This window comes from Microbacterium sp. (genome assembly GCF_035556355.1).
Lineage (GTDB): Bacteria > Actinomycetota > Actinomycetes > Actinomycetales > Microbacteriaceae > Microbacterium.
The window spans coordinates 18144-44458 of record NZ_DATMFG010000009.1; the positions used below are offsets into that span (position 1 = coordinate 18144).

Annotated in this window: 22 protein-coding genes; 13 read left to right on the forward strand and 9 right to left on the reverse strand. The window is 71.2% G+C overall.

The features are described from left to right. Positions 1 to 11: 11 nt before the first annotated feature. From VNR19_RS01850 to VNR19_RS01865, 4 genes are all read right to left on the reverse strand, one after another. The gene (locus tag VNR19_RS01850; RefSeq protein ID WP_325032887.1) at positions 12 to 596 is read right to left on the reverse strand and encodes a GNAT family N-acetyltransferase; all 585 of its coding nucleotides are present in this window, start codon (positions 594 to 596) and stop codon (positions 12 to 14) included. Between the two features lie 40 nt (positions 597 to 636). Next, positions 637 to 2151 (reverse strand): MFS transporter, encoded by a 1515-nt coding sequence (locus VNR19_RS01855; protein WP_325723336.1) that lies wholly within the window; start codon positions 2149 to 2151, stop codon positions 637 to 639. Positions 2152 to 2231: 80 nt separating this feature from the next. Further along, entirely contained in the window at positions 2232 to 3920 is a 1689-nt protein-coding gene (locus tag VNR19_RS01860; RefSeq protein ID WP_325723338.1) for a phospho-sugar mutase, read from the reverse strand. Then, positions 3917 to 4750, reverse strand: a complete 834-nt coding sequence (locus VNR19_RS01865; RefSeq protein WP_325723340.1) for a purine-nucleoside phosphorylase — start codon at positions 4748 to 4750, stop codon at positions 3917 to 3919. The genes VNR19_RS01860 and VNR19_RS01865 overlap by 4 nt, the downstream gene beginning before the upstream one ends. Positions 4751 to 4839: 89 nt before the next feature. Here VNR19_RS01865 and VNR19_RS01870 point away from each other — a divergent pair, with 89 nt between their 5' ends. Continuing rightward, a complete protein-coding gene (locus VNR19_RS01870) occupies positions 4840 to 6291 on the forward strand; it encodes an NAD(P)H-quinone dehydrogenase (RefSeq protein WP_325032883.1) in 1452 nt (483 codons plus the stop codon). Between the two features lie 163 nt (positions 6292 to 6454). Here VNR19_RS01870 and VNR19_RS01875 read toward each other — a convergent pair whose 3' ends face one another. The 3 genes from VNR19_RS01875 to VNR19_RS01885 all read right to left on the reverse strand — a co-directional run bounded on the left by VNR19_RS01875 (position 6455) and on the right by VNR19_RS01885 (position 9686). Beyond that, positions 6455 to 6973 carry a hypothetical protein gene (locus tag VNR19_RS01875; RefSeq protein WP_325032882.1) on the reverse strand — a complete coding sequence of 173 codons (519 nt, stop codon included), beginning with the start codon at positions 6971 to 6973 and terminating at the stop codon, positions 6455 to 6457. Between the two features lie 170 nt (positions 6974 to 7143). Next, positions 7144 to 8910, reverse strand: coding sequence for an acetyl/propionyl/methylcrotonyl-CoA carboxylase subunit alpha (locus VNR19_RS01880; RefSeq protein WP_325723343.1), 1767 nt, complete (start codon positions 8908 to 8910; stop codon positions 7144 to 7146). 101 nt (positions 8911 to 9011) lie between these two features. After that, the gene (locus VNR19_RS01885; protein WP_325723345.1) at positions 9012 to 9686 is read right to left on the reverse strand and encodes a Maf family protein; all 675 of its coding nucleotides are present in this window, start codon (positions 9684 to 9686) and stop codon (positions 9012 to 9014) included. Positions 9687 to 9753: 67 nt separating this feature from the next. Here VNR19_RS01885 and VNR19_RS01890 point away from each other — a divergent pair, with 67 nt between their 5' ends. The 4 genes from VNR19_RS01890 to VNR19_RS01905 are packed head-to-tail and all read left to right on the forward strand — an operon-like array spanning position 9754 to position 14178. Next, complete coding sequence (locus tag VNR19_RS01890; RefSeq protein ID WP_325723347.1) at positions 9754 to 11148, forward strand: class I SAM-dependent RNA methyltransferase; 1395 nt, start codon at positions 9754 to 9756, stop codon at positions 11146 to 11148. 9 nt (positions 11149 to 11157) lie between these two features. Next, positions 11158 to 11838 carry a response regulator transcription factor gene (locus tag VNR19_RS01895; protein ID WP_325032357.1) on the forward strand — a complete coding sequence of 227 codons (681 nt, stop codon included), beginning with the start codon at positions 11158 to 11160 and terminating at the stop codon, positions 11836 to 11838. Further along, positions 11828 to 13093 (forward strand): sensor histidine kinase, encoded by a 1266-nt coding sequence (locus tag VNR19_RS01900; protein WP_325723349.1) that lies wholly within the window; start codon positions 11828 to 11830, stop codon positions 13091 to 13093. Before VNR19_RS01895 ends, VNR19_RS01900 begins: the two co-directional genes overlap by 11 nt. Continuing rightward, positions 13090 to 14178, forward strand: coding sequence for a hypothetical protein (locus tag VNR19_RS01905; protein WP_325032355.1), 1089 nt, complete (start codon positions 13090 to 13092; stop codon positions 14176 to 14178). Before VNR19_RS01900 ends, VNR19_RS01905 begins: the two co-directional genes overlap by 4 nt. A 304-nt stretch (positions 14179 to 14482) precedes the next feature. Here VNR19_RS01905 and VNR19_RS01910 read toward each other — a convergent pair whose 3' ends face one another. Continuing rightward, the gene (locus tag VNR19_RS01910) at positions 14483 to 14725 is read right to left on the reverse strand and encodes an acyl-CoA carboxylase subunit epsilon (RefSeq protein WP_325032354.1); all 243 of its coding nucleotides are present in this window, start codon (positions 14723 to 14725) and stop codon (positions 14483 to 14485) included. Beyond that, positions 14722 to 16320, reverse strand: coding sequence for an acyl-CoA carboxylase subunit beta (locus VNR19_RS01915; protein ID WP_414684109.1), 1599 nt, complete (start codon positions 16318 to 16320; stop codon positions 14722 to 14724). Before VNR19_RS01915 ends, VNR19_RS01910 begins: the two co-directional genes overlap by 4 nt. Before the next feature lie 154 nt (positions 16321 to 16474). On the opposite strand from VNR19_RS01915, the gene VNR19_RS01920 reads away from it, so the two are divergent. The 8 genes from VNR19_RS01920 to VNR19_RS01955 form a co-directional block, all read left to right on the forward strand. Continuing rightward, on the forward strand, positions 16475 to 18688 hold the full coding sequence (locus VNR19_RS01920; protein ID WP_325723354.1) for a serine hydrolase: 2214 nt from the start codon (positions 16475 to 16477) through the stop codon (positions 18686 to 18688). Positions 18689 to 18708: 20 nt separating this feature from the next. Then, the gene (locus VNR19_RS01925) at positions 18709 to 19503 is read left to right on the forward strand and encodes a biotin--[acetyl-CoA-carboxylase] ligase (protein ID WP_325723356.1); all 795 of its coding nucleotides are present in this window, start codon (positions 18709 to 18711) and stop codon (positions 19501 to 19503) included. Between the two features lie 82 nt (positions 19504 to 19585). Next, the gene (locus tag VNR19_RS01930; protein ID WP_325034591.1) at positions 19586 to 20152 is read left to right on the forward strand and encodes a PH domain-containing protein; all 567 of its coding nucleotides are present in this window, start codon (positions 19586 to 19588) and stop codon (positions 20150 to 20152) included. 72 nt (positions 20153 to 20224) lie between these two features. After that, entirely contained in the window at positions 20225 to 21361 is a 1137-nt protein-coding gene (locus VNR19_RS01935) for a 5-(carboxyamino)imidazole ribonucleotide synthase (RefSeq protein WP_325034592.1), read from the forward strand. A gap of 117 nt (positions 21362 to 21478) precedes the next feature. Beyond that, positions 21479 to 21946 carry a 5-(carboxyamino)imidazole ribonucleotide mutase gene (purE, locus tag VNR19_RS01940; RefSeq protein WP_325723363.1) on the forward strand — a complete coding sequence of 156 codons (468 nt, stop codon included), beginning with the start codon at positions 21479 to 21481 and terminating at the stop codon, positions 21944 to 21946. Further along, positions 21943 to 23382 (forward strand): LCP family protein, encoded by a 1440-nt coding sequence (locus VNR19_RS01945; protein WP_325723359.1) that lies wholly within the window; start codon positions 21943 to 21945, stop codon positions 23380 to 23382. Before purE ends, VNR19_RS01945 begins: the two co-directional genes overlap by 4 nt. A 47-nt stretch (positions 23383 to 23429) precedes the next feature. Next, positions 23430 to 24557, forward strand: a complete 1128-nt coding sequence (locus tag VNR19_RS01950; protein WP_325034594.1) for a glycosyltransferase — start codon at positions 23430 to 23432, stop codon at positions 24555 to 24557. A gap of 168 nt (positions 24558 to 24725) precedes the next feature. Further along, a partial coding sequence (locus tag VNR19_RS01955) for an LGFP repeat-containing protein (protein ID WP_414684110.1) occupies positions 24726 to 26315 on the forward strand: 1590 nt, incomplete at its 3' end.

The following is a 26315-nucleotide window of genomic DNA, read 5'->3' on the forward strand; positions in this document are numbered from 1 at the left end:
TCACGAAGGGGCTACCCGCGACGGAGCCGCTCCTGGAGACCGCGCCGGACCGTCGGCCACTCGTGCGGGAGGATCGAGAAGACGACCGTGTCGCGCAGCGTTCCGTCCGGGCCGAAGCGGTGGTTGCGCAGCACGCCGTCCTGCTTCGCGCCGAGCCGCGCGATCGCCTCGCGGGACTGACGGTTGTGCCAATGCGTGCGGAACTCGACCGCGATCGCGTCGCACTCGTCGAACGCGTGGCCGAGCAGGAGCAGCTTCGCGGCCGTGTTGACGGCGGTGCGCTGCGCCGAGAGCGCGATCCACGTGGAGCCGATCTCGACGTGACGGTTGGGCTGGTCGATGTGGCAGTACGTGGTCATGCCCACGACCCGGCCCGTCTCGAGCCGCCGGATCGCCCACGGGTTCATGTGCCCCTCGGCGTGCCACGCGAGCCGCTGATCGATCTCGGCGTGGACCTCGCTCGGCGCGGGGACCGAGGTGTACCAGGCGCGGTCGAGGCCTTCCGCGGCGACGGCGAGATCGGCCGCATGGTCGTGCGAGAGGGGCTCCAGGCGCACGAAGTCGTTCTCGAGCGCGATCGGGGTGTTCAACAGCACGAATCGAGCCTAGAGCCGACGGATGCCGCACCCAGCCGCATCACGGATCGGAACGCATCGCCGCCTCGGCGGCCGCGGCCCCCTTCGCCGGGTCGCCGGACGCGGCCGCCACGCGCGCGGCGGCGAGCGCCCGCCGGCCCGCGGGCAGGCCCACCGCCGCGCCGACGGCGACGAACGTCAGGAGGCCCGCCGCGACCAGCAGCGCCTCGATCGAGACGACATCGGCGAGCGGCCCGAACACGAGCATGCCGATCGGCATCGCGACGGCCATGACGATGCCGACGAACCCGAACACTCGTCCCTGCCGCTCGGGCTCGACGGTCTCCTGCAGGAGCGTCATCGACGGCGTCGAGAAGAACGGCACGGCGAGGCCCACGAGGAACATGAAGCCGAAGAACACCCACACGGTCGGCGACAGCCCGAGCCCCACCGACAGCACGCCGAACACGAGCGACGAGGCGACGATGAGCCGGATGCGACTGCGCTTCGCGAAGAACGACGCCACGAGGATGCCGCCGAGCATCATGCCGATGCTGAAGGCGACCTCGAGGATCGCGAGGTTCACGACGTCCTGCGTCTCGCCCGCGGGGAACGAGCGTACGATCATGAGCGGCGTGAGGTTCGAGGGCGCGACCATCAGCAGGAAGATGATCGCGAACAGCACGAGCAGCCACCGCACGAACGCGTGGTGGACGATGTAGCGCACACCGTCGACGAGGTCGGCGAAGTAGCCCACGTGCGCGTCGGCAGCGCGGCGGATCGTCGGCACCGGGATGAACGCGAGGATGCCGATGCCGATGACCGCCGTCACGACGTCGATGAAGAAGATCGGCACGAGGGATGCGGCAGCGCCGTCCGAGGCGGCGGACGCCCACGCATAGATGCCGCCGGCGGCGGCCGGGGCGAGCAGCGCGAGCGCCGACTGGATCGACCCGTTGATGCCGTTGACGCGGATGAGGTTGCGCGTCGGCACGATCTGCGGCACGAGCGCCGACACGGCGGGGAGCTGGATGCCCTGGCCCACCGAGCGGATCGCGAGCGTCAGGAAGATGAGCCACACCGCGTCGTAGCCCGTCATCATGATGAGCGCGAGGGCGAGCGTGGAGGCGGCTATCGCGGCATCCGCCCCCATGATGATGAGCTTGCGGTTGTGCCGGTCGGCCCACACGCCTGCGAAGATCGACACGACCGCCTGCGGGAGGAACCCGAACACGGCCGCGAGCATCATGATGAGCCCCGACTGGTATGTGATCGTGAGGTACCAGAACACCGCGTACTGCACGAGCATCGACCCGAACAGGCTCACCGTCTGGCCGCTCAGGAACATGACGATGCGCCGCAGCCAGTGCGGCGGATCCGGCTGCTCCGGCTCGTCGGACCGCTCGGACTGCTCCGGCGGCTCGACGGTCGGCGTCGCGCCGGTCTCGGCTGCCACCGCGTCCGGTGCGCCGGCCAGGGCCGGGGCCGTCAGCGGGGACTCGGGTGTCGCGGGCGGCCGGTCGTGCGAAGGGCGAGCGGATGCAGCATCCGGGTCGTCATCTCGTTCCGTGACCATCGATTCGCTCTCTTGGGGACAATCCGAGGTCAGTCACGATATATCGCGTTTTGTCCATTGCGCAACTTCGGCGCGCTGCCTCACGAGAGATCGTCGAGCAGGCTCTTGACACCGGCCGCGAGCGCCGCGATGCGGGCCCGCGCATCGTCGGCCGACTCGCCGCGCGCGTCGAGGTAGAGCTTGAGCTTCGGCTCCGTGCCGCTCGGCCGCACGACGAGCCGTGAGCCGTCGGCGAGCGTGTACCGCAGCACGTCCGCGGGCGGCACGCCGTCCGACCCTTCGAGCAGGTCGTCGACGCGCTCGACGTCGACATCGCCGATGGACGACGGATGCTGCGCCCGCAGCGCCCCCATGATGCGACCGATCACCGACAGGTCGTCCACGCGCACCGACACCTGGTCGCTCGCGAAGAAGCCGAACGTCTCGTCGAACTCGTCGAGGAGGTCGGAGAGGGTCTTCCCCCGCTCGCGCGCTTCCGCCACCATGCCGAGGAGCGCGACCGCGGCCGAGATGCCGTCCTTGTCGCGCACGGTCTCAGGGTTCACGAGGTATCCGAGCGCCTCTTCGTAGCCGAACACGAGACCGGGCGCGCGCGAGATCCATTTGAACCCCGTCAGCGTCGCGTGGAAATCCAGCCCGTAATGGCGCGCGACCACCTCGAGCCCCGGCGACGACACGAGCGAGCATGCGAGTGAGGCACCGTCGATGTGGCCGGACTCGGCCGCGAGGCGCGCCGCGCGCCAGCCGAGCAGCAGTCCGACCTGGTTGCCCGTGAGGCGCCGCCAGCCGCCTTCGGCGGACTCGTCGGGGACGGCGACGGCGAGCCGGTCGGCGTCGGGGTCGTTCGCGATGATGAGCTCGGCGTCCGCTTCGCGGGCCGTCTTGTACGCGAGGTCCATCGCACCCGGCTCCTCCGGATTGGGGAACGCGACGGTAGGGAACGTGCCGTCCGGCTCGAGCTGCTCCGGGACGGTCGTCGGCTGCGGGTAGCCTGCTGCGTCGACGATGCGCGAGAAGGTCTCCCACCCCACGCCGTGCATCGCGGTGTAGACCCACGTGAGTCCGTCCGCCCCCGCGGGCGCGGGCGCGACCGCGGCGGTCGCCTCGACGTACGCGTCGACGAGCGACTCGGGCGCCGTCTCGAATGCGACCGAGCGCGGGAGGGATGTGATGTCGCCCTCGGCTGCGACGCGCTCGATGTGCGCGGAGATCTCGGCGTCGGCGGGCGGGACGATCTGCGCGCCGTCGTCCTCGCCTCCGAGGTACACCTTGTAGCCGTTGTCGTCGGGCGGGTTGTGGCTCGCCGTGACCATGACGCCCGCCGCGGCTCCGAGCTCGCGCACGGCGAACGCGAGCACCGGCGTCGGGAGCTTGCGCGGCAGTATCACGGCGCGCAGCCCCGCACCCGTGAACAGCTCGGCCGAATCGCGTGCGAACACGTCGGAGTTCCGCCGCCCGTCGTAGCCGATGACGACGAGCGGGGGGTCTGCGGCATCCGGATCCGCCTTCTCGAGCACATAGGCGGCAAGGCCCGCCGCCGCCTGCGCGACCAGCACGCGATTCATGCGGTTGCTGCCGGCGCCGAGCGCCCCGCGCAGCCCCGCCGTGCCGAATTGCAGGCGAGTTCCGAAGCGGTCCTCGAGGTCGGCGATCGCGTCGGAGTCGCCCGACTCCGCGCGCTCGATGATCTCCCGGAGCTCGGCGCGGGTCTCGCCGTCCGGATCCTGCGCGAGCCACGCCCGCGCCTTCTCGAGCACCGACTCGTTCACAGCGCCCCGACGATTCCGGCCAGGAGCTTGGAGATGACCGGCTCCGCCTGGCGGCCCGCCTCGATCACCTCCTGGTGGCTCAGGGGAGTGGTCTGGATGCCGGCGGCCATGTTCGTGATGAGCGACATGCCGAGCACCTCCATGCCCGCCTCTCGCGCCGCGATGGCCTCCAGCGCGGTCGACATGCCGACGATGTGACCGCCCATGGTCTTCGCCATGCGCACCTCGGCGGGGGTCTCGTACTGCGGGCCGCGGAACTGGCAGTACACGCCCTCGTCGAGGGTCGGGTCGATCGTGCGCGCGAGGTCGCGCAGACGGATCGAGTACAGATCGGTGAGGTCGACGAAGGTCGCGCCCTCGAGCGGGCTCGCGGCGGTCAGGTTGATGTGGTCGCTGATGAGCACGGGCTGGCCGGGACGCCACGTGCTCTTTACACCACCGGCGCCGTTGGTGAGCACCATGATGCGTGCGCCCGTCGCGGCGGCCGTGCGCACGCTGTGCACGACGCGCCGCACCCCGTGGCCCTCGTAGAAATGCGTGCGCGATCCGATGACCAGCACGCGCTTGCCGCGCGGTGTGACGATGCTGCGGAGCGTGCCGGCGTGACCGACGACCGCGGACTTCCCGAAGCCGGTCACCTCGGTGGCAGGGATCTCGACGGTCGTCTCGCCGATGAGGTCCGCCGCCTTGCCCCATCCGCTGCCGAGGGTGACGGCGATGTCGTGGCGCTCGACCCGGGTGAGTCGCGCGATGTCTCCTGCGGCCTCCTCGGCCACGGCGAACGGATCGGCGGCGGGATCGTCGAGCGGATTGTCGATGGTGTTCGGCATGCCCTTACGGTAGCGCCGCGGACCGCCCCGGGCCACGGATGCCGCCCCCGCGGTCGTGGCGACGCGTCGCGACTGAAAGAATGGTCGTCATGTCTGTGAGCTTCGAGCGCACCCAGAGCGTCGCGATCATCGGCGGCGGCCCCGGCGGCTACGAAGCGGCTCTCGCCGCAGCCCAGCTCGGAGCGGAGGTCACCGTCGTCGAACGGGCCGGTGTCGGAGGCTCGGCGGTCATCACCGACGTCGTGCCCTCGAAGTCGCTCATCGCCACCGCCGACGCCGCCGTCGCGATCGCGGGAGCGAGCGACCTCGGCGTGCAGCTGTTCGCCAAGGGCAAGGACGGAAAGCCGCTCAAGCCCGAGATCGCGATCAACCTGGGCGCGGTCAACCGGCGGCTCCTCTCGCTCGCGCGGCAGCAGTCCGACGACATGCGCGCGTCGCTCGTCGAGGCGGGCGTCCGCATCGTCTCGGGCCACGGACGCCTCGAGGGCCCGCACGCGGTCGTCGTGTCGACCGGCCCGGGCGGCACCGACTTCGACCGCATCGAGGCCGACACGCTCGTCGTGTCGACGGGCTCGTCGCCGCGCATCCTGCCCAGCGCGGTGCCCGACGGTGAGCGCATCCTCACGTGGACCCAGCTCTATGACATGACGGCGCTGCCCGAGCACCTCATCGTGGTCGGCTCGGGCGTCACGGGAGCCGAGTTCGCGGGCGCCTACATGAACCTCGGCGCGAAGGTCACGCTCGTGTCGAGCCGCGAGCACGTCCTCCCCGGCGAGGACCGCGACGCGGCGGCCGTGCTCGAGAAGGTCTTCAAGCGCGGAGGCATGACCGTGCTCGGCAAGTGCCGCGCGCAGAGCGTCGAGCGGCACGGCGACACCGTCGTCGTGACGCTGTCGGACGGTCGCACCGTCGAGGGCAGCCACTGCCTCATGGCCGTCGGCTCGATCCCCAACACGCAGGGGATCGGCCTCGAGGAGGCGGGCGTGCAGATGACCGAGTCGGGCCACATCCAGGTCAACCGCGTCGCGCGGACGTCGGTGCCGAACATCTACGCCGCCGGCGACTGCACGACGTTCATCCCGCTCGCGTCGGTCGCCTCGATGCAGGGCCGCACCGCGATCTTCCACGCTCTCGGTGACGCCGTGATCCCGCTCGAGCCGCGTCGCATCACGTCGAACATCTTCACCGCACCCGAGATCGCGACCGTCGGCTGGCAGGAGAAGGACGTCGACGAGGGCCTCATCAACGGCGTGGTCCACAAGCTCCCGCTCGCCGCGAACGCGCGCGCGAAGATGATGGGCATCAAAGACGGGTTCGTGAAGATCATCGCCCACTCCGGCAGCGGCACGGTGGTCGGCGGTGTCATCGTCGGCCCGCGCGCGTCGGAGCTCATCTACCCGATCGCGATCGCCGTCGAACGTCGCCTCACCGTCGACCAGGTGTCGCGCGTGTTCGCGGTTTACCCGTCGCTGTCGGGCAGCATCACGGATGCCACGCGCGCGATGCACATCGTCGACCAGACGGGCGCGGTCACCGGCTGACGCGGGGTGCGGATGCCGCGGCATCCGTCTCGTCGAGGTTCGGACCTGTGCGGCCGTCTCGCCGATCGTTCGCCGCGGCCGTCGAGATCGCGCGAATGACGCCCGCCCGGTGCGCACGATCGTCATTTGCGCAATCTCGGCGCGTGTGGGCGAGGAGCCGGGACTACGGCAGCGTGAGGTTCGGCTCAGGGTCGATGCGCACCATGTAGGCCCCCGCCTCGCCGTGCGGGTCGACCAGGACCGCGATCCCGGGGCGTGCGGTCGTCAGGTCGAGGGCGACCCCTCCCGGGCACTCGAGCTCGTAGGTCTCGGAGGGCTCGGCGGGCTCGGACCCCTCGTCGTCCAGTCCGGAGAGCGTGATGGTCACCTGCTGGGGGCCGCCGCAGTCGACGATGACCAGGTGTTCGCCGGCGGGGAGGGTGGCGTCGCGCGTGTCGGACGCGGCGACCGTCCCCGGGTCGCCGAACGAACCCCAGAATCGCGTTGTCGCGGCCGCTTCGTCTCGCGCGGCGAACTCGGCGAAGTGGGTCACCCAGTCGTCCGCGGGTCGCTCGTAGGGCGCGTCGGACGCAGGCGGTGTTGCGGCGAACACGGGCGTCGGCAGGCTCTCGGGGGTGGCGGCGGAGCATCCGACGAGGACCATGGCGGATGCCACGACGAACGGCAGGCGACGGGGGGTCATGCACGCAACCTATCGGTTCCCCCGCGCACCGGACCGCCCGCGGCGCGCCGAGATTGCGCGGACGACCGCCCCCGCGCCGTCGCGATCGGTGTTCGCGCAATCTCGAGGGGTCCCGACCCGGGGACCGGGGTCGGATCCGGCGAAGCGGATGCCGGGCGAGGCGCGGCGCGTCAGGTGATCGTGAGCAGCTGGTGACCGGCCGACACCGTCGCGCCGGGATCGGCGTTGATCGAGCCGATCACGCCGTCCTTGTGCGCCTGGATCGGCTGCTCCATCTTCATGGCCTCGAGCACGACGACCAGGTCGCCCTTCACGACCTGCTGGCCCTCCTCGACGGCGACTTTCACGATCGTCGCCTGCATCGGCGCCTTGACGGCGTCGCCGGATGCTCCCGCGACCACGGTCGGCGCGTGCGAGCGGCGCGAGGGCGGAACCGCTGCGGGGCGGCCGGCCGCGGTCGGCGTCGTCACGATGCGGTCGGGAAGGCTCACCTCGAGCCGCTTGCCGGCGACCTCGACCACGACCGTGTGGCGGTGCTCGGTGGGCTTGGGTGCCTCGAGCTCGCCGTCCCACGGCGGGATGTCGTTCTCGAACTCGGTCTCGATCCAGCGCGTGTACACGCCGAATCGACCGTCCTCGGTGGTGAATGCGGGGTCGCGCACGACGCGGCGGTGGAAGGGGAGCACGGTCGGGAGTCCCGCGACCTCGAACTCGTCGAGTGCGCGGCGGGCGCGTTCGAGCGCCTCGGCGCGGTCGCGGCCGGTCACGATGATCTTCGCGAGCAGCGAGTCGAATGCGCCGCTCACCGAGTCGCCCGCCGTCACGCCGGAGTCGAGGCGGATGCCGGGGCCGCCGAACGTCTTGAACACGTGGATCGGTCCGGGCTGCGGGAGGAAGTTGCGCCCGGGGTCCTCGCCGTTGATGCGGAACTCGATCGAGTGGCCCTCGGTCGCAGGATCGTCGTAGCCGAGCTCCTCGCCTTCGGCGAGGCGGAACTGCTCGCGCACGAGGTCGATGCCGGTGACCTCCTCCGACACGGGGTGCTCGACCTGGAGACGCGTGTTCACCTCGAGGAACGAGATCGTGCCGTCCGCGCCGATGAGGAACTCGCACGTTCCCGCGCCGACGTAGCCGACCTCGCGCAGGATCGCCTTCGACGACTCGTAGAGGATGCGGTTCTGCTCATCGGTCAGGAACGGCGCGGGCGCCTCCTCGACGAGCTTCTGGTGGCGGCGCTGCAGCGAGCAGTCGCGTGTCGAGACGACGACGACGTTGCCCGCCGCATCCGCCAGGCACTGCGTCTCGACGTGGCGGGGCTTGTCGAGGTACTTCTCGACGAAGCACTCGCCGCGCCCGAACGCCGTGATGGCCTCGCGCGTCGCGGACTCGAACAGCTCGGGGACCTCGTCGAGCGTGCGGGCGACCTTCAGACCGCGCCCGCCGCCGCCGTACGCGGCCTTGATCGCGATCGGCAGCCCGTGCTGCTCGGCGAAGGCCACGACCTCGCTCGCGTCGGCGACCGGTCCGGGCGTGCCGGGGGCGAGGGGGGCGCCGACCTTCTCGGCGACGTGACGCGCGGTGACCTTGTCGCCGAGGGCCTCGATCGCCTCGGGCGAGGGTCCGATCCACGTGAGGCCCGCCGCCATGACGGCGCGCGCGAACTCGGCGTTCTCGGCGAGGAAGCCGTAGCCGGGGTGGATGGCGTCGGCGCCGGAGCGGCGCGCGACCGACAGGATCTTCTCGATCGACAGGTATGTGTCGGCGCTCGTGGAGCCTTCGAGGGAGTACGCCTCGTCGGCGAGGCGGGCGTGGAGCGCGTCGCGGTCCTGGTCGGCGTAGACGGCGACGGATGACTTGCCTGCGTCGCGTGCGGCGCGGATGACGCGTACGGCGATCTCGCCGCGGTTGGCAATGAGAACCTTGGCGATTCGAGGCATGGATGCCAGCCTACCGAGCGGCAACCCGCGCGATTTGGGTGCATCGCACAAGAACGGTCGAAAAACGTGGGCGTCCAACTACAAGGGGTTTCGCCCCTGCGTCACCCCTCGTGCGAGCCGCCCGACGGTGAGCTGCGCAGCCAGAGATCCGTCCATTCGATTCCGAGCTCTCGCACGAGCCGTCGCAGCCTCGACAGTGACATGCCGACCACGGTCGACGGGTCGCCCTCGACGCGATCGATGAACGGTCCGCCGAGACTGTCGATCGTGAAGGCGCCGGCGACGTGCAGGGGCTCCTCCGATGCGATGTACGCGTCGATCTCGGCATCCGTCAGATCACCGGCGAAGAAGACGGATGCCTCGGCCACCCCGTGCGCCTCGCGAGGCGACTCGCCCGGCCGAACGCGCACGACGGCGTGTCCGGAGTGCAGGACCCCCGAGCGCCCCCGCATCGCATGCCAGCGCTCGCGCGCCGCCTCGGGCGTGTAGGGCTTGCCGAGCACGGCGCCCTCGAAGAGGAACATCGAGTCACCCCCGATGACGATGCCGTCGAAGTCGGGATCGTCATCGGCGAGGCGCGCGGCCACGTCCGCCGCCTTGCGCCGCGCGAGCAGCAGCACGTGCTCGTCGGGGTCGAGTGTGCGGCCCTCGGCGGCCTCGACCGCCGCGATGACGGCGTCTTCGTCCACGTCGGGCGAGAGCGTCAGGGGTTCGATCCCCGCCTGCCGAAGGAGCATGAGCCGGGCGGGCGAGGTCGAGGCGAGGCACACGCGCATGCGCCCACCGTACCGGCGGGCGGGGCGTGTGCCGTGTCGCGGGCCCGCGTCATGAAAGGGTTGGAACGTGCAGTCCCCCGACCTCATCGATCTCGACGTCACCGGCGTCGCCCACGGCGGCGTGTTCGTCGCCCGGCACGAAGGTCGCGTCGTTTTCGTGCCCGACGCGATCCCGGGTGAGCGCATCCGCGCCCGCCTCACCGAAGCCGGACCGGATGCCGACAAGCGGCGCTACTGGCGCGCCGAGGCGATCGACGTGCTCGAGCCGTCGGCCGACCGGCGGCCCCACGTGTGGCGACAGGCCGACATCGACATCCCGCCCGAGAAGAGGCCCGGCGGAGCGGACTTCGGACACATCCGCCTCGACGCGCAGCGCGCGCTGAAGCTGCAGGTCGTCCAGGACGCGCTGCAGCGCATCGGCGGGACGGACGTCCCCGTCACGCTCCAGGGCGCGCTCGCGGAGGTCTCCCCGCAGGGCGAGGTGATCGGCGAGGAGACCGAGGACGGCACCGGCTGGCGCACGCGCGTGAGCCTTCACGTCGACGCGGACGGGCGCATCGGGCCGTACGCCGCGCGCAGCCACCGCGTGATCGAGGTCGAGGACCTTCCGCTCGCGACGCCGGACGTCGAGCGCGTCGCCGTCGAGCTGCGCGACATGCCCCCTGGCCGGGTCGACCTCGCGCAGCCGGCGGACGGCCGCGTGCGTGTGATCCCGCGTCCCGAGCGTGCGCCGCGCGGGGCACGCCCCGGCGGGCGACGCGGTCGTGCGAAGGCGGGCGGGGCGCGGCATCCGTCACCACCTCCGGCCTCCGCGAAGCGCGATCCCGCACGCGAGGTCGTGGTCGAGCGCGTCGGCGGGCGCGAGTTCCGCGTGGACGCGGGAGGGTTCTGGCAGGTGCACCGGCTCGCGGCCCACTCGCTCACGTCGCTCGTGTCGTCGCTCCTGCGCGAGACGCGTCCCGACGGCCCCGCGATCGACCCGGATGCCTGGCACCTCGACCTCTACGGCGGGGTGGGCCTGTTCGCGGCGACGCTCGGAGAGCTGGGCGGCGCCTCCACGCGCGTGACGAGCGTCGAGTCGGATGCGCGCGCGACCGAGCACGCGGGCGAGAACCTCGCGGAGTGGGTGGGTGCGCGCGCCGAGACCGCGCGCGTCGACCGCTGGATCGCGCGGCTCGCCGACGAGGCGTCCGCCGCCGAGCGTGAACGCCTGTCGCGCGGCGTCGTCCTGCTCGACCCGCCGCGCTCGGGGGCGGGGCGCAAGGTCGTGGAGGGCATCGTGGCGCTGTCGCCGGCGACCGTCGTCTACATCGCGTGCGACCCGGTCGCGCTCGCGCGCGACCTCGCGACGTTCCGCGTGGGGGGCTATGAGACACCCGCCGTGCACGCGCTCGATCTGTTCCCCAACTCGCATCACGTCGAGGCGGTCGCGGTGCTCTCCCGTGCCGATTCTCGCGGTTAGGCTGTCGCCATGACGCGCGTCGCGCTCATCGATGACCACGAATCCGTCCGCCTCGGACTCGAGGCGGCCTGCGCACGGGATGCCGACATGACCGTCGTCTTCTCCGGCAGCACCGTGACGGACTACCTCGACTGGCGCACCTTCAGCGGCTCCGCGCCCGCCGACGTCGTGGTGCTCGATCTCACGCTCGGCGACGGCACGACGGTGACCGAGAACGTCCGCCGCGTCGTGAGCGACGGCTCGAGTGTCATCATCCACAGCGTCGCCGACCGTCCCGCGGCCGTGCGCGAGGCGCTCGCCGCGGGGGCCGCGGGCGTCGTGAGCAAGGCGTCGCCGATCGACGACGTCATCGCGGCGATCCGCACCGTCGCGTTCGGCGAGCCCCTCAACAACGTCGAGTGGGCGAGCGCCGTCGAGGGCGACCGCGCCTTCGCCGACGCGCAGCTCTCGGCGCGCGAGCGCGACGTGCTGCGGCTGTACGCCGCCGGGCTGCCGCTCAAGGTCGTCGCCGATCGGCTCGGCGTCGCGTACTCGACCGCGAAGGAGAACATCACGCGCGTGCGGGTGAAGTACGTGGAGGTCGGACGCCCCGCACCGACGAAGGTCGACCTGCTGCGCCGCGCGCTCGAGGACGGGATCCTTTCGGAGTCCGGAGACGACGCGACCACGGGTGGAACGCGTGACCGCTGACGCGGCGGGAGTCGCCCTCGACGAGGCTTGGGGGCGCATCCCGCAGACGCGCGAGACGACGGGGGGCTTCGGCTCCTTCACGAGGCAGCGCATCGAGCGCGTCATCTCCCTCGTCATCGGACTCGGATGCCTCGTGCTCGGCACCCAGTCCTTCATCAACGCGCTCGCGCCCAGTGAGGAGATCGCCGGGTGGCATCTGCCGCTCATGATCCTCGCGTTCGTGCCGCTCGCGGTCATGCTCGTCGCGTGCGCGATCGGTCGGGGCGTTCGCCTGTTCGCCGCCCTCTACCCGATCTCGTACTGCCTGGTCCTCCTGCTGTGGCCCGCGGCGACGGCGGGTGTGCCGGTGACGTCGCCCACGGAGCCATGGATCTGGTACCTCGTGAATGTCGCGACGGTCGCGGCGATCCTCGGATACCCGCTGCCGTGGCAGATCGCATGGACCGTGCTCGTGCCGCTCCTGTTCGGCGCGGTGCGGCTGCTGCAGGCCGGTGTCGTCGACGTCGCGTTCGACGTGTGGTTCACGATCGCGCTCGACGTGTCGTTCGCCCTGATCCTCGGCGGCGTGCTCGTGACCCTCGGGTGGGTGTTCCGCTCGGTCGCGTCGAATGTCGACGAGGCGCGCGCCCTCGCGGTCTCGTCCTATGCGCGGGCGGCCGCAGCGGATGCCGCGGAGCAGGAGCGCGTCGCCGTCGCCGCGCTCATGCACGACAGCGTGCTGGCCGCGCTCATCGCGGTGGAGCGGGCGCACACGCCGCGCGAGCGCGCCCTCGCGTCGACGATGGCGCGCGAGGCGCTCACGAGGCTCGCGAACACCGAGCACGGCTCGGAGGAGGGCACGGACGACCCGAAGGACGCCGCCGTGATCGTCGCGGAGATCGAGCACGGCGCCGCCGAGCTCGGACTCGACCTCTCCGTCGCACACGATCTCGATCCCGCGACGGGCGCCCTCCCGGGCCGCGTCGCGCGGGCGCTCTCGCTCGCGGCGACACAGGCGATCGCGAATTCGGTCCAGCACGCGGATGCCGCGGGGCTCACCGTCGAGGTGAGCTCGTCGGCCAACCCCACGAAGCTCCGCATCGACGTGCGCGACACGGGCAAAGGGTTCGACATGGAGCGCGTACCCGACGACCGCCTCGGCATCCGCGGCTCGATCATCGCGCGCGTCGGCGCCGTCGGCGGCACCGCGAGCATCTCGTCGGGACCGTCCGGTACGAGCGTGCGGCTCGAATGGCCGGGGGAGGACCTCGCATGATCAGCGTGCGCAATGTCCTCGCCGGGCTCGGAGTCGCGTTCACCGCCTACCTGGCGGTGCGCGGACTCGTCTGGACGGCGCCCGTCCCGTCGCCGCTGCTCATGGTGATCACGTTCGCGGTGTATCTCGTGGTGACGTGGCTGTGCATCTTCTTCGAGCCGCGCCCCGCGCAGGCATCCGGGCCCGCGGGCAATGAGGACGTCCCGCTCACGGCGGGCCCGCGCGGACCGGTCAAGCTTCCCGCGTGGGCGGCCACGGCGGCGCTCGTGTGCGCGGTCGCGGTGCCGACGGCGGTGTCGATCGCCGTGGGGCCCCAATCGCGGTCCGCGACGTTCGCGACGTGGTACCTCGGCGGCATCGGAGCGCTCATGGTGATCGTCATGGTGCGGCGCCGCCCGTGGGTCGCGTGGGCCGGGATCGCGGCGCTCGCGATCGGGTCGATCGTGTGGATGGGCCCGATCGACGCGCTCTCGCTCGGGCTCGTCGGCTCCGCCGTGTGGGTCGCGGCGGCGCAGCTGCTGCTCCTGTCGATGGACCGGGCCGCGCGCGACACGTCGCGGCTCGCGGGGCTGCAGCGGGCGGCATCCGCGTGGCAGGCATCGCAGTCGGTGCGGCAGCGCGAGCGACGCGTGCAGGTGCAGCGCGCTCTCGTCGTCGCCGGCCCCGTGCTCATGCGCGCCGTCGCGACGGCGGGGGAGCTCGACGAGAACGAGCGCCTGCAGGCGCGTGTCGCCGAAGGACGCCTTCGTGACGAGATGCGCGGTCCTCGACTGCTCGACGACGCCGTGCGCGCCGAGCTCGAGCGGGCGCGCCGACGCGGCGCGACCGTGACGGTGCTCGACGAGGGCGGTCTCGAAGACGTCGACACGTCCGCGCTCGCCATCATCCGCGCGCAGCTCGCCGACACGCTGCGCACCGCGCGCTCCGACCGCATCTACATCCGCACGTCGCCGCACGAGCGCGTCGCGGTCACGGTCGTCGGCCGCTCCGCGGCGGGCGCGGGCCTGTCCGACGAGGACGCCGTCGACCTGTGGGAGGAGATCCCTCTGCCGCGAGCGGGCGAGGGTGAGGGCGAAGGCGAGTAGCAGCCGGCGCGGCATCCGGCGCTCGGCCCGCGTCTTGTCGCAGGGACAAGCACGCTCCCCGTCCCGGCGGGGGAGGGGAGCCAGGGCGGGGAGCGGAGAAGAAGAGGCGAGGGGCGGCGAAGCCGCCCGCCCCTCGCCTGCGGACGGTTACCCGAAAACCGTCCGCTCTGGCCGAACCTGACCGACACCGAGAACCGGAGGGCAGGTCAGCCGAACGCAGAGCGTTCCAGCACTTCAAGTATCCGACCCGTCAAGTGTCCCGTCTGTAGGTATTTCGGGGGACAAATCCAGGCTTCACGGGGCGTCAGCCCTGCCAGCACGGCAGGGCGCGCGACCATCCCAGCTCGCGCGGCAGCGGCCTGCGCAGGGCGCGCTGCGAGACCGACCACGCCGAGCGCGTCGGTGGGTCTTCGGCGACCGCGTGCCTCGCCTCCTCGGCGTACGCCTCGGTGACGACCGCGACGAGCGCCGCCAGTTCGTCCTCGGTCGGCTGCCCGCGCAGCACCTCCACCGAGATCGCGTGGTCGTCGTGCTCTGCGAGGGTCACAGCGGAATGTTCCCGTGCTTCTTGGGCGGAAGGCTTGCGCGCTTGCCGCGCAGCGCCCGCAGCGCCTTCGCGATCGCGACGCGGGTCTGCGCCGGCTCGATGATGCCGTCGAGCTCGCCGCGCTCGGCCGCGAGGAACGGCGAGGCGACGTTGTACGTGTACTCCTTCGCGAGCCGCGCGCGGACGGCGGCGACGTCTTCGCCCGCCTCCGCGGCGCGCTTGATCTCGCCGCGGTAGAGGATGTTGACGGCGCCCTGACCGCCCATGACCGCGATCTCGGCCGTCGGCCATGCGAGGTTGATGTCGGCCCCGAGCTGCTTCGAGCCCATGACGATGTAGGCACCGCCGTACGCCTTTCGCAGGATGACCGTGACGAGCGGGACCGTCGCCTCGGCGTACGCGTAGAGCAGCTTCGCTCCGCGTCGGATGACGCCCGTCCACTCCTGGTCCGTGCCCGGCAGGTAGCCGGGGACGTCGACGAGCGTGACGATCGGGATCGAGAACGCGTCGCAGAACCGCACGAACCGGCTCGCCTTCTCGCCCGCGTCGATGTTGAGCGTGCCGGCCATCTGCGACGGCTGGTTCGCGATGATCCCCACGGACCTGCCCTCGATGCGTCCGAACCCGATCACGATGTTGGGCGCGAACAGCGGCTGCACCTCGAGGAAGTCCTCGCCGTCGACGATCCCGCGGATGACCTGGTGGATGTCGTAGGGCTGGTTCGGGGAGTCGGGCACGACGTGGTTGAGCGCGCGGTCGGCATCCGTCGTCTCGAACTCGAACTCCGTCTCGTAGACCGGCAGCTCCGACATGTTGTTGTCGGGGAGGAAGCCCAGGAGGGTGCGAACGTAGTCGATCGCGTCGTCCTCGTCCTCGGCGAGGTAGTGCGCGACGCCCGAGCGGGTGTTGTGCGTGTGCGCGCCGCCGAGCTCCTCCATGCCGACGTCTTCGCCGGTGACCGTCTTGATGACGTCGGGACCGGTGACGAACATCTGGCTCGTCTTGTCGACCATCACGACGAAGTCCGTCAGCGCGGGTGAGTACACCGCGCCGCCCGCGGCGGGGCCCATGACGATCGAGATCTGCGGGATGACGCCCGAGGCCTGCGTGTTGAGGCGGAAGATCTCCCCGTACTTGCCGAGGGCGACGACGCCCTCCTGGATGCGCGCACCGCCGGAGTCGAGCATGCCCACGACGGGGATGCCGTTCCGGAGGGCGAACTCCATGACCTTGATGATCTTGTCGCCCGCGACCTCGCCGAGCGAGCCGCCGAAGGTCGAGAAGTCCTGCGCGTAGACGGCCACCGTGCGCCCGTGGATCGTCGCGACGCCCGTGACGACGGAGTCGCCGTAGGGGCGCGATTTGTCCATGCCGAACGCGGTCGTGCGGTGGCGCACGTACTCGTCGAGCTCGACGAAGCTGCCCGGGTCGACCAGGAGCTCGATGCGCTCGCGGGCGGTGAGCTTGCCCTTCGCGTGCTGCTTCTGCTGCGCCGCCTTCTCGGCGTCGACCACGGCTTCCTGGTAGCGCGAACGGAGGTCTGCGATCTTGCCGGCAGTCGTGGAGAGGTCGGGCGCTTCGGTCACGCGTTCCACCCTATCGGCGCGTTTCGCGCCGCCGTTGGAGGGATCGCACAAGCGCCTGTCCGATCCGCTGTCCGATTCGGCGGAGAGACGGATGCGGCGCCGCGTTGCGTTCTCATCGGGATCTCATTTCCCTCGCGCGGCCTCCGGGTTATGGTCGGAGGCAGTGATTCATCCACGGGGGCAGCGCAGGTGGTGGTCGCGAGCACTTCTCGCGATCGCGCTGACCCCGGTCGTGCTCCTGGCGCAGGTGGCGCCCGCGACCGCAGGAGCAGACGACTCCGCGTCGGGCTCCGCGGTCTCGAACGAGGCGCCCGCCCCCGACTCGACGGAAGCGCCGGCTCCTGAGCCGAGCGAATCGACGCCGACACCGAGCGACTCGACCGAGCCCACACCGACGCCCGATCCGTCTCCGACGGAGATCGAGACTCCGGAGCCGGTGCCTTCCGAGGAGCCGACCCCGGAGGCCGACCCGGACGAGGAGCCTGACGATCCGTCCGCCGACGCCCGCTTGTTCGCGGCCGGCACCCCCGGAACGATACCGGCGGGAACTCGGGTGAGCCTCAGCACGAACATCTACACCGCGAGCGTCGCGGCCACCACCGCGACCTTCCCGAACGGGTCGGACGTCGTCGTGCTGACGGGCGGCTCGGCGCCGATCATGGGAACGATCGCGGCCACCCTCATCGCCAGCACAGGAGGCGCGCTGCTCCTCACGCAACCCTCGGCGATGCCTGCGAACGTGTGGGCCGAGCTCCAGCGCCTTGCGCCGTCGAGCGTCTACATCGTGGGCGGGTCCGGGGTCGTCTCGGAGGCGGTGGCCGATCGCGTCCGGTCGATCGTGCCGAACGTCCAGCGCATCGGCTCCAATTCCGCAAGCGACACCGCGCGCCTGATCTTCGAGGCCGGGACGGTTGCCGCGGACACGGTGTATCTGAGCGGCGGCATCACGCACGACGACGCACCGCTCGCGACGGCGGCCGGCGCCCGTGCCGGGAAGCGCACGCTCATCGTGAACGGTCAGGCGGCGGCCGTCGAGCCGGCGACCCTGGCCGCGCTGCGTGCAGTCGGCACCACCCGGATCGTTCATGTGGCAGGCACCTCGCGCGTGAGCGCGGGTTACGAGGCGTCGTTGCGTGCGGCGGGGTTCGACTTCGTCGTGCTCACCCACTCCAGTACGTACCATCTGTCGGCACGCGTCGCATCCGAGCCGGGGTCCACGCCGCAGAGGTCCCTGGTCGTGAATCCCGCCCGGCCCTCCGACCTCGCGGTTGCGGCGGGCATCGCCGCGGCGACCGGGCAGCCTCTGTTCTACTCGCTTCCAGAGTGCATCGCGGACGCGATCGCTGCTCAGATCTCTGCCTCCGGGGCGCGTGTGCTGGCGCTCGGCGACACGGAGAAGCTCATGGCACCGGCGATGAACAACGTGCCGTGCACGGTGGAGAAGTCCAATCGACAGGCGGCCCTGACGTCGGCGATCCGCTCGACACTGAGCCAGTACCCGGGCACCTACACCGTGACTGTGCGGCAGATCGGCGGTCTCAACGAGATCGCTCAGATCGGAGGCGGCACCCGCATGGAGCCCGCCAGCATGATGAAGATCTTCGCGTCGTGGGCTGCCTTGAAGCTGATCGACCAGGGGCGCGCGACGATCAACACCCGGCTGCCGTCCGGCATATCGCTCGGCCTGTGCATCCAGTTCATGATCCACGTCTCCGACAATTACTGTCACACCGACGTCGTGCACTGGATCGGGATCCCCCGGATCAACCAGATGATCCGGGACGCGGGGTTCACGAACACGTACTACGGCAATGTGCCCGCCGGGGTGAGCGTCCTGTACGCAGGAAACCGCACCTCGACCAACGACATCACCTGGATGATGCAGCGGCTGGCGAACCGTTCGATCCTGTCGAAGAAGTGGGCCGACCATCTGATCATCCTCATGCGCTCGCAGATCTGGCGCTCTCGCATCGCCTCGGGCATTCCGCCCGGGATCGGGCAGGCGAGCAAGCCGGGCGCGCTGTGGCTGACATCCGGCCTGCTCCAGGCCGACACGGCGATCGTCAATGGGACGCGCTACAGCTACATCATCTCGATCATCGGCGACAACGGCCCGCCGCAGGAGGCGCTCCGCGCCGTCTCGCGCACCGTCTACACGCACTTCAACGGGGCATTCGGGGCCGCCGCGACGTATCCGATTCACCAGATGGTCACGCGTACGCCCTCGTTGCTGCGCGCGTCGCCCAACGGCGCCATCGTCACGACGATCCCCGCAGGCGTGCTGATACAGGTGCTCGACGCGCAGCGGATGTGGTACCAGATCCAGTGGGGCCAGCGGAAGCTCTGGGTGTCGTACACGGGCCTGAAGAACCGGTGAGCCGTCGGTAGTGTGACCCCATGACGGCTGCACCGAACGCCTACCCACTCACCGAATCGGTCGCAGCACGGCTCGAAGTCCTGGTGTCGACCGGGTCGACGAACGCCGACCTCGCGCACGCCGCCGCGGATGCTCCGAAGGAATGGCCGCATCTCTCGGTGATCGTCACCGACGACCAGCGCTCGGGCAGGGGCCGGCTCGACCGGTCGTGGGTGGCGCCGCCCGGCTCGGGCCTCGCGGTATCGGTGCTCGTGCGCGTGGGCGCGCTGCCGACGCGCAGCCGCGGGTGGATCCCCCTCGTGGCGGGCGCTGCGATGGCGCGAGCGGTGGCGGCGCAGGTAGTCGGCGCGGGACACGACGCGCGCGTCAAGTGGCCCAACGACGTGCTGCTCGACGGCGCGAAGCTGTGCGGGATCCTCGCGGAGGTGGTGCCGGGGCATCCGGATGCCGTCGTCGTCGGCGCCGGTGTCAACACGCGCATGACGGCGGAGCAGCTCCCGGTTCCGACCGCGACCTCGTTCGCGATCGCGGGGCTCGAGGCGGACGAGGACCGTCTCCTCGCCGACTACCTCACCGCGCTCGACGAGCAGCTCCGCGCGCTCGAGACGGCGCACGGCGACGCCGCCGGCGCGGGCGTCCTCGCCGAGGTCGAGGCGCTTTGCGCGACACTCGGACGCGAGGTCGCGGTCTCCCTGCCCGGCGGTACGACGCTCGAGGGGCGTGCGCAGCGCATCGATCCCGATGGTCGGCTCGTGGTGGTGACCGGTCTCACCGAGACCGCGGTCGCCGCGGGCGACGTCGTGCACGTGCGCTGACCGTCCCGCTGCGCGACGCGAGGTTACGCGGGATCACGCGTGAAATGCCGTCCCAGCGGGGCGGTGCCGGGAGAATGGAGGCATGACGCAGCCGATCGGGTACGGCGGGAGGCCCATCACCCCCGCCCCGGGCGCGCCGACTCCCGAGCTCCGAGTCGCGCGCTTCCGCGGGCACGCCCGCCGGCTCTTCTGGTCGGCCCTGGTCCTCATCGCGGTCGCGGGAGCCGTGGGCTACTTCTACGGCAACCTGCCGGCGCCGTTCCAGAACTGGATGCTGCTGCTCGCCGCCGCCGCGATCCTCCTCGTCGCCGTCGTGCTCCCCTTCGCCGCGTGGTGGTCGCGCACGTACCTCATCACGACGCGTCGCGTGATCGCCCGCAGGGGACTGTTCCGCCGCGCGACCCGCGAGCTCGAACACGTGCGCGGCTACTCGATCGACCTGCGTCGCGGGATCCTGCAGCGCATGTGGGGCGCCGGCACCCTGACGCTCTCGAACGGCGTGGACGAACCGCTCCGCATGGTCGACATCCCCAGTGCCGAGCTCGTGCACGAGGTCCTCGTCGATCAGGTCGAGGTCAACCAGATCCTCGCGCACCGCGATGCTCAGCCCCTGCCGCTCGCACCCGACTCGCCTCCCGAGCGCGGCTGACGCGGCATCCGCATCACCCGGCCCGTCGCACGACGGGCCGCCTGGAATGATGGGTGGGTCGAAAGGAACCCCATGGCGCTTCGAGTCGGAGTCGTCGGCGGCGGACAGCTCGCCCGCATGATGATCGCCCCCGCCGTCGAGCTCGGCGTCGAGCTGCGCGTTCTCGCCGAGCAGCCCGGCATGGCCGCCGCCCTCGCCGCGACGGCGGTCGGCGACTATCGCGACGCCGACACGGTGCTCGCGTTCGCGCGCGACGTCGACGTGCTCACGTTCGACCACGAGCACGTGCCGCAGGAGGTGCTCGCCGTCCTCGTCGACGAGGGCATCGCGGTGCGGCCGGGGCCCGGGGCGCTGCGATTCGCGCAGGACAAGCTCGCGATGCGCGCCCGGCTCGACGAGCTCGGCATGCCCCAGCCGGAGTGGGCCGCCGTCACGAGCGCCGCCGGTCTGCAGGAGTTCCTCGACGCGCACGACGGCGCTGCGGTCGTGAAGACGCCGCGCGGCGGCTACGACGGCAAGGGCGTGCGCGTCGTGCGCTCGGCGACCGAGGCCGAGGACTGGTTCGCGACCCTCGCCGAGGACGCCCGCGGCGGCGCGCTGCTCGTCGAGGAGCTCGTCGACTTCCGCCGCGAGCTCGCCCAGCAGGTCGCGCGCCGCCCCTCCGGCGAGGTGCGCACGTACCCCGTCGTCGAGACTGTGCAGCGCGACGGCGTGTGCGCCGAGGTCGTCGCACCCGCGCCGCATTCGCCCGAGCGCCTCGACGAGGTCGCCGCGTCGATCGGCGTCGGGATCGCCGAGGGCCTGGACGTCACCGGCATGCTCGCGGTCGAGCTCTTCGAGACGATCGACGAGCGGGTGCTGGTCAACGAGCTCGCGATGCGCCCCCACAACAGCGGCCACTGGACGCAGGACGGCGCCGTCACGAGCCAGTTCGAGCAGCACCTGCGCGCCGTGCTCGACCTTCCGCTCGGCGACCCCTCGCCGCTGGCCGCGTGGTCGGTCATGGTCAACATCCTCGGCGGGCCCCAGAAAGCCTCGATCGACGAGCGGTTCGCGTCCGCGATGGCCGAGCACCCGACGGCGAAGATCCACACCTATGGCAAAGATCCGCGTCCGGGCCGCAAGGTCGGCCACATCAACGTCGCGGGGGACGACCTCGACGACGTCGCATACGAGGCGCGGGCCGCAGCGGAGCACTTCGCGGACTGATCGGCGACGCACGCCGCAAATCCCGCGCCGTTGCGGGGTTCTTCCAGCCATCGCCAATAGCCTGGTCGGGTGACCCGACCCCTGCATTCCTCCGATGCGCCCCTCGTCGGGGTCGTCATGGGCTCCGATTCGGACTGGCGCGTCATGAGCGACGCGTCTCAGGTGCTGAGCGACTTCGTCATCCCGCACGAGGTCGAGGTGGTCTCCGCCCACCGCACGCCCGACAAGCTCATGCGCTACGGCCGCGAGGCGCGTGAGCGCGGCATCCGCGTCATCATCGCCGGCGCCGGCGGCGCCGCACACCTCCCGGGCATGCTCGCGTCCGTGACGTCCGTACCCGTCATCGGCGTGCCGGTGCAGCTCGCGACGCTCGACGGGCTCGACTCCCTGCTCAGCATCGTGCAGATGCCCGCCGGGATCCCCGTCGCCACCGTGTCGATCAACGGGGCCAAGAACGCGGGGCTGCTCGCCGTCCGCATCCTCGGAACATCGGATGCGGCGACCGCTGACCGGGTCGAGGCGTATGCGCGCGAGCTCGAGCAGCAGGTCGAGGAGAAGAACCGGCGGCTCAAGGAGGCGCTGTGAGCGTCATGAGCCCTCCGCGTGCGACTGCTGCCCCTCCGCCGGCCCGTGTCGTCGAGGAGAGGCCGCTGCGCCACCCCGACGCGTCGTCGCGCGCGATGATGACGCGTCGTGGCTGGTGGCTGGTCCTGCTCAACTTCCTGCTTCCCGGATCCGCGCAGATCCTCGCGGGCAACCGCAGGCTCGGGCGTCTCGGGCTCGCCGCGACGCTCCTGATGTGGACCGTCGTGATCCTCGGCGGCCTGTGCGCGCTGCTGTGGCAGCAGGTGTTCATCACGATCGCCACGAACTGGTTCGCTCTGCTCGCGGCGCAGGTCCTGCTCATCGCGTACATCGTGCTGTGGGTGGTGCTGACGTTCGACACCCTGCGGCTCGTGCGGCTTGTCAAGACCCGCCCGGGCGCACGGTTCGGCATCGCAGGTCTCTCGGTCGTGCTCCTCGTCGTCTCGGGAGGCGTCGCCGCGTACGCGGCGAACTCCGCGGGCGTGCTGCGCGACACGATCGGGCTCGTCTTCGGCGCGAGCGGGCCGCCGGTGCCGCCGTCGGACGGCTACTACAACATCCTGCTGCTGGGCGCCGACAGCGGCGACGGACGCGATTCGATGCGCTTCGACTCGATCTCGGTCGTGTCGGTCAACGCAGACACGGGCGCGGTCACGATCACGGGCATCCCGCGCGACATGCCCAACGTGCCGTTCTCCGAGGGCCCGATGCGCGACCGCTATCCGAACGGACACCAGGGCCACGCCGACCCGAACTGCGGATGGGGGAGCGGCATCAACCAGCTGCGCACCGAGGTCGAGGTCTGCCAGGACGGCGACGCGCTCTACCCCGACGCGCGTGCGAACGGCTCCGCCCCGGCGATCGAGGCGACGAAGGACGCCGCCGAGGGCGTGCTCGGGATCGAGATCCCGTACTACGTCTTCCTCGACATGCACGGGTTCGCGGCCCTCATCGACGCGCTCGGCGGTGTCGACATCACCGTCGAGCAGCGCCTGCCGAAGGGCGGCGGGCCCTCGTACCAGGGCCAGCCCGCCGAGGAGTGGGCGATCGGCTGGATCGAGGCGGGCCCGCAGCACATGGACGGCGACACGGCGCAGTGGTACGCCCGCTCGCGGTACACGACGAGCGACTTCGACCGCATGAAGCGCCAGCGCCAGCTGCAGCAGGCGATCCTCGAGCAGTTCACGCCGCAGACGGTGCTGACGCGCTTCCAGGACGTCGCCACCGCGGGCGCCGCCATCGTGCAGACCGATCTGCCGCAGTCGCTCCTGCCGTACTTCGTCGAGCTCGCGCTCAAGGCGAAGGAGCAGCCGGTCACCACGATCGAGCTCACCCCGGAGGGCGGGATCGACGAGCACGAGCCGGACTTCGCATACATCCAGGAGCTCGTGCGCAACGCGCTGCATCCGCCGTCTCCTTCGCCCTCGGCCGACTGACCCGGTCCTGCGGCTGTATCCCCGCTGCCGCGGGTACTCTCGACACCATGACGGCGACGTTGCGGGTGATCCTCGATCAGCTCGTGGCGCCCACGGATGCCGCGCTCGCCGAAGCCTCCCGCGATCTCGCCCGCGCGCTCGTGATCGCGTCCCCCTCGGGGTGCGAGGTCGAGGTCGTCGTGCCCTCCGGGCCGTCGCGCGACATCGAGGCGGAGGTGCCGGGCGTCGCGAGCATCCAGCGGTCGGGGCTGCCCCGCCGAGAGCTCGCCGCGGCGCTGCAGCTCGGCATCCCGACGGGCATCAGCGGGGGCATGGTCCACTCGCCGACGATGTTCGCGCCGCTCGTGAAGCACGACCGCGTGCACGACCACGACCAGACCGTCATCACGGTGTGGGACCTGCGGGCCTGGGCGCACCCCGGCGAGCTGCCACGGGCCGAGGCCGGCTGGCAGCGCGCGATGCTCAAGCGCGCGGTCAAGCACGCCGACGCCGTCGTCGTGCCGACGCATTCGATGGGGGAGCGGCTCGCCGAGGCGGCGCCCCTGGGTGACCGCATCCGCGTCATCGCCGGCGCCGCACCGACCGGGTTCGCCGTCCCCACCGACGAGGTCGGTCGACGCCGTGAACTCGGGTTGCCGGAGGGCTACGTGCTGCTGGCCGGCGGTGCGGCGGAATCAGACGGTCTCGACGACGGCTTCGCCGCCGTCGCGCGCTCGCAGCTCCAGGTGCCCGTCGTCGTGATCGACGCGGGAGACGGCGAGGAGCCGGTCCTGGCCGACCGTGCCGCCGCCGCAGGGCTCCCGGAGCGCCTGCTGCACGTGCGCGGAGCGCTCCAGGCGCACGACCGGGCGGCGGTGTTCGGCGCGGCCCTCGCGCTCGTGGCGCCGTCGCGCCGCATGGCGTTCCCGTGGCGCGTGCTCGAAGCGCTCGCGCTCGGTGTTCCGGTCGTGGCGGCGGGAACCGACGTGCATCGCGAGGTCGTGGTCGACGGCGGGGCGCTCGTCGAGCCGGATGGGTCCGGCTCGTTCGCCGACGGTCTCGCGGCGGCCCTCGCGGAAGCCCTCGCCTCGACGGCATCCGCCGAGCGCTTCGCCGTCCTGGCGTCTGACCGGGGGCGGGCGTTCTCCTGGCGCGAGGCGGCCGATCGCGTGTGGCAGCTGCACGCGGATCTGTAGCGTCCCGAATTCGCTCGTTTCCGAACGAATTCGCCATCTCAGGTTGGCAAACGCTTTCACTTCCGACACACTGTTCACATGAGTACCGCTCCGCGGCGGGGGGGCCCGCGCGAGCGCAGACAGAAGTTCGCTGCGCTGTTGGCGTCACTATCGGTGATAGTGGCGGGGATGATCGCGACGCCCACGGGCGCCGCACTGGCACAGCCGGATGCCGCGTCAGCGGCGGCGTCCGTCGCGGCGGCACCCGCGGCGGCCGCCGATCCGGCGCCCGCTGCGGCCGGTATCCGCACGACCGCGAACCTCGCGAACTTCCGCGCCGGGAACATCATCAGCGACGCGGTGTTCTTCAACCGGAACGCGATGACCGAGGCTCAGATCCAGGCGTTCCTCCAGGCCAAGGTGCCGAGCTGCCAGTCCGGTTACACATGCCTGAAGGACTGGTACGACACGTCGCGCTCGACAGCGGCGGACGCGATGTGCGGCGCGTATTCCGGCGGTGTGCGCGAACGCGCGTCGCGCATCATCTACAAGGTCGCGCAGGCGTGCGGCATCAACCCGCAGGTGATCCTCGTCACGCTTCAGAAGGAGCAGGGGCTCGTCACGCATACGTGGCCGAGCGAGTGGCGGTACACGATCGCGATGGGGCAGGGCTGCCCCGACACGGCCGCGTGCGACACGCGCTACTACGGCTTCTTCAACCAGGTCTACGGCGCAGCGTGGCAGATGAAGCGCTACGCGAACCCGCCGAGCACGAGCCAGTACTTCACGTGGTACGCGCCGGGCAAGACGTGGAACATCCTCTACAACCCCAACCGGGCGTGCGGCTCATCGCCGGTGTTCGTGCAGAACCAGGCGACCGCGAACCTCTACTACTACACGCCGTATCAGCCGAACGCCGCCGCCCTGGCCGCCGGCTACGGCACGGGTGACGGATGCTCCAGCTACGGCAACCGGAACTTCTACAACTACTTCACCGACTGGTTCGGGTCGACCGATTACACGGTCACGGGGGCGATCGCGACGGAGTGGAACCGACTCGGTGGAGCGACGGGCCGAATCGGCAATGCGACGAGCGCGGCGGTGCGCTCGTCGGCAAATGGGGGCGGCTACGTCCAGCAGTTCACCGGCGGCACGATCTGGCTCAAGACCGGGTCATCGACCGCTTACGGCATGCTGAACGGTGCGTTCCGGACGAACTACTACGCGGCGGGCGGCGAGAGCGGCAGCTGGGGCTGGCCGGTCGCGGCGGCGGCGTGCGGTCTGCTCGACGGCGGCTGCTCGATGAAGTTCCAGTACGGCACCGTCTACTACTCGCCATCGACGGCGTCGCGGATCGTCCCCACCGGACTCGACGCCGGCTACGCCGCGCTCGGTGGGCCGAGTGGGCCATACGGCTACCCGTCTGCGAACTCGCAGAGCTCGAGCGGGAAACACGCGCAGACGTTCCAGAAGGGGACACTGACCTACTCGGCGGCGACGGGAACCGTCCCGCTGGCAGCGCCCTTCCTGACGGTCTGGTCGGCCGCGGGCGGCGTGACATCCAACCTCGGCGTGCCGAAGGCAGCTCCGGTGTCGGTGGCTGCGAATGGCGGCGGGTCGGTGCAGGAGTTCACCACGGGGACGATCTGGTCGTCGCCGGCGGGTGCGTTCGCGATGTCGGCGGGCCCGTATCGGGCGAACTATCTGGCTGCGGGCGGCCCGTCCGGGCCGTGGGGATGGCCGACGGGGGCTGCCGCGTGTCGTCTCGCGGGGGGCGGG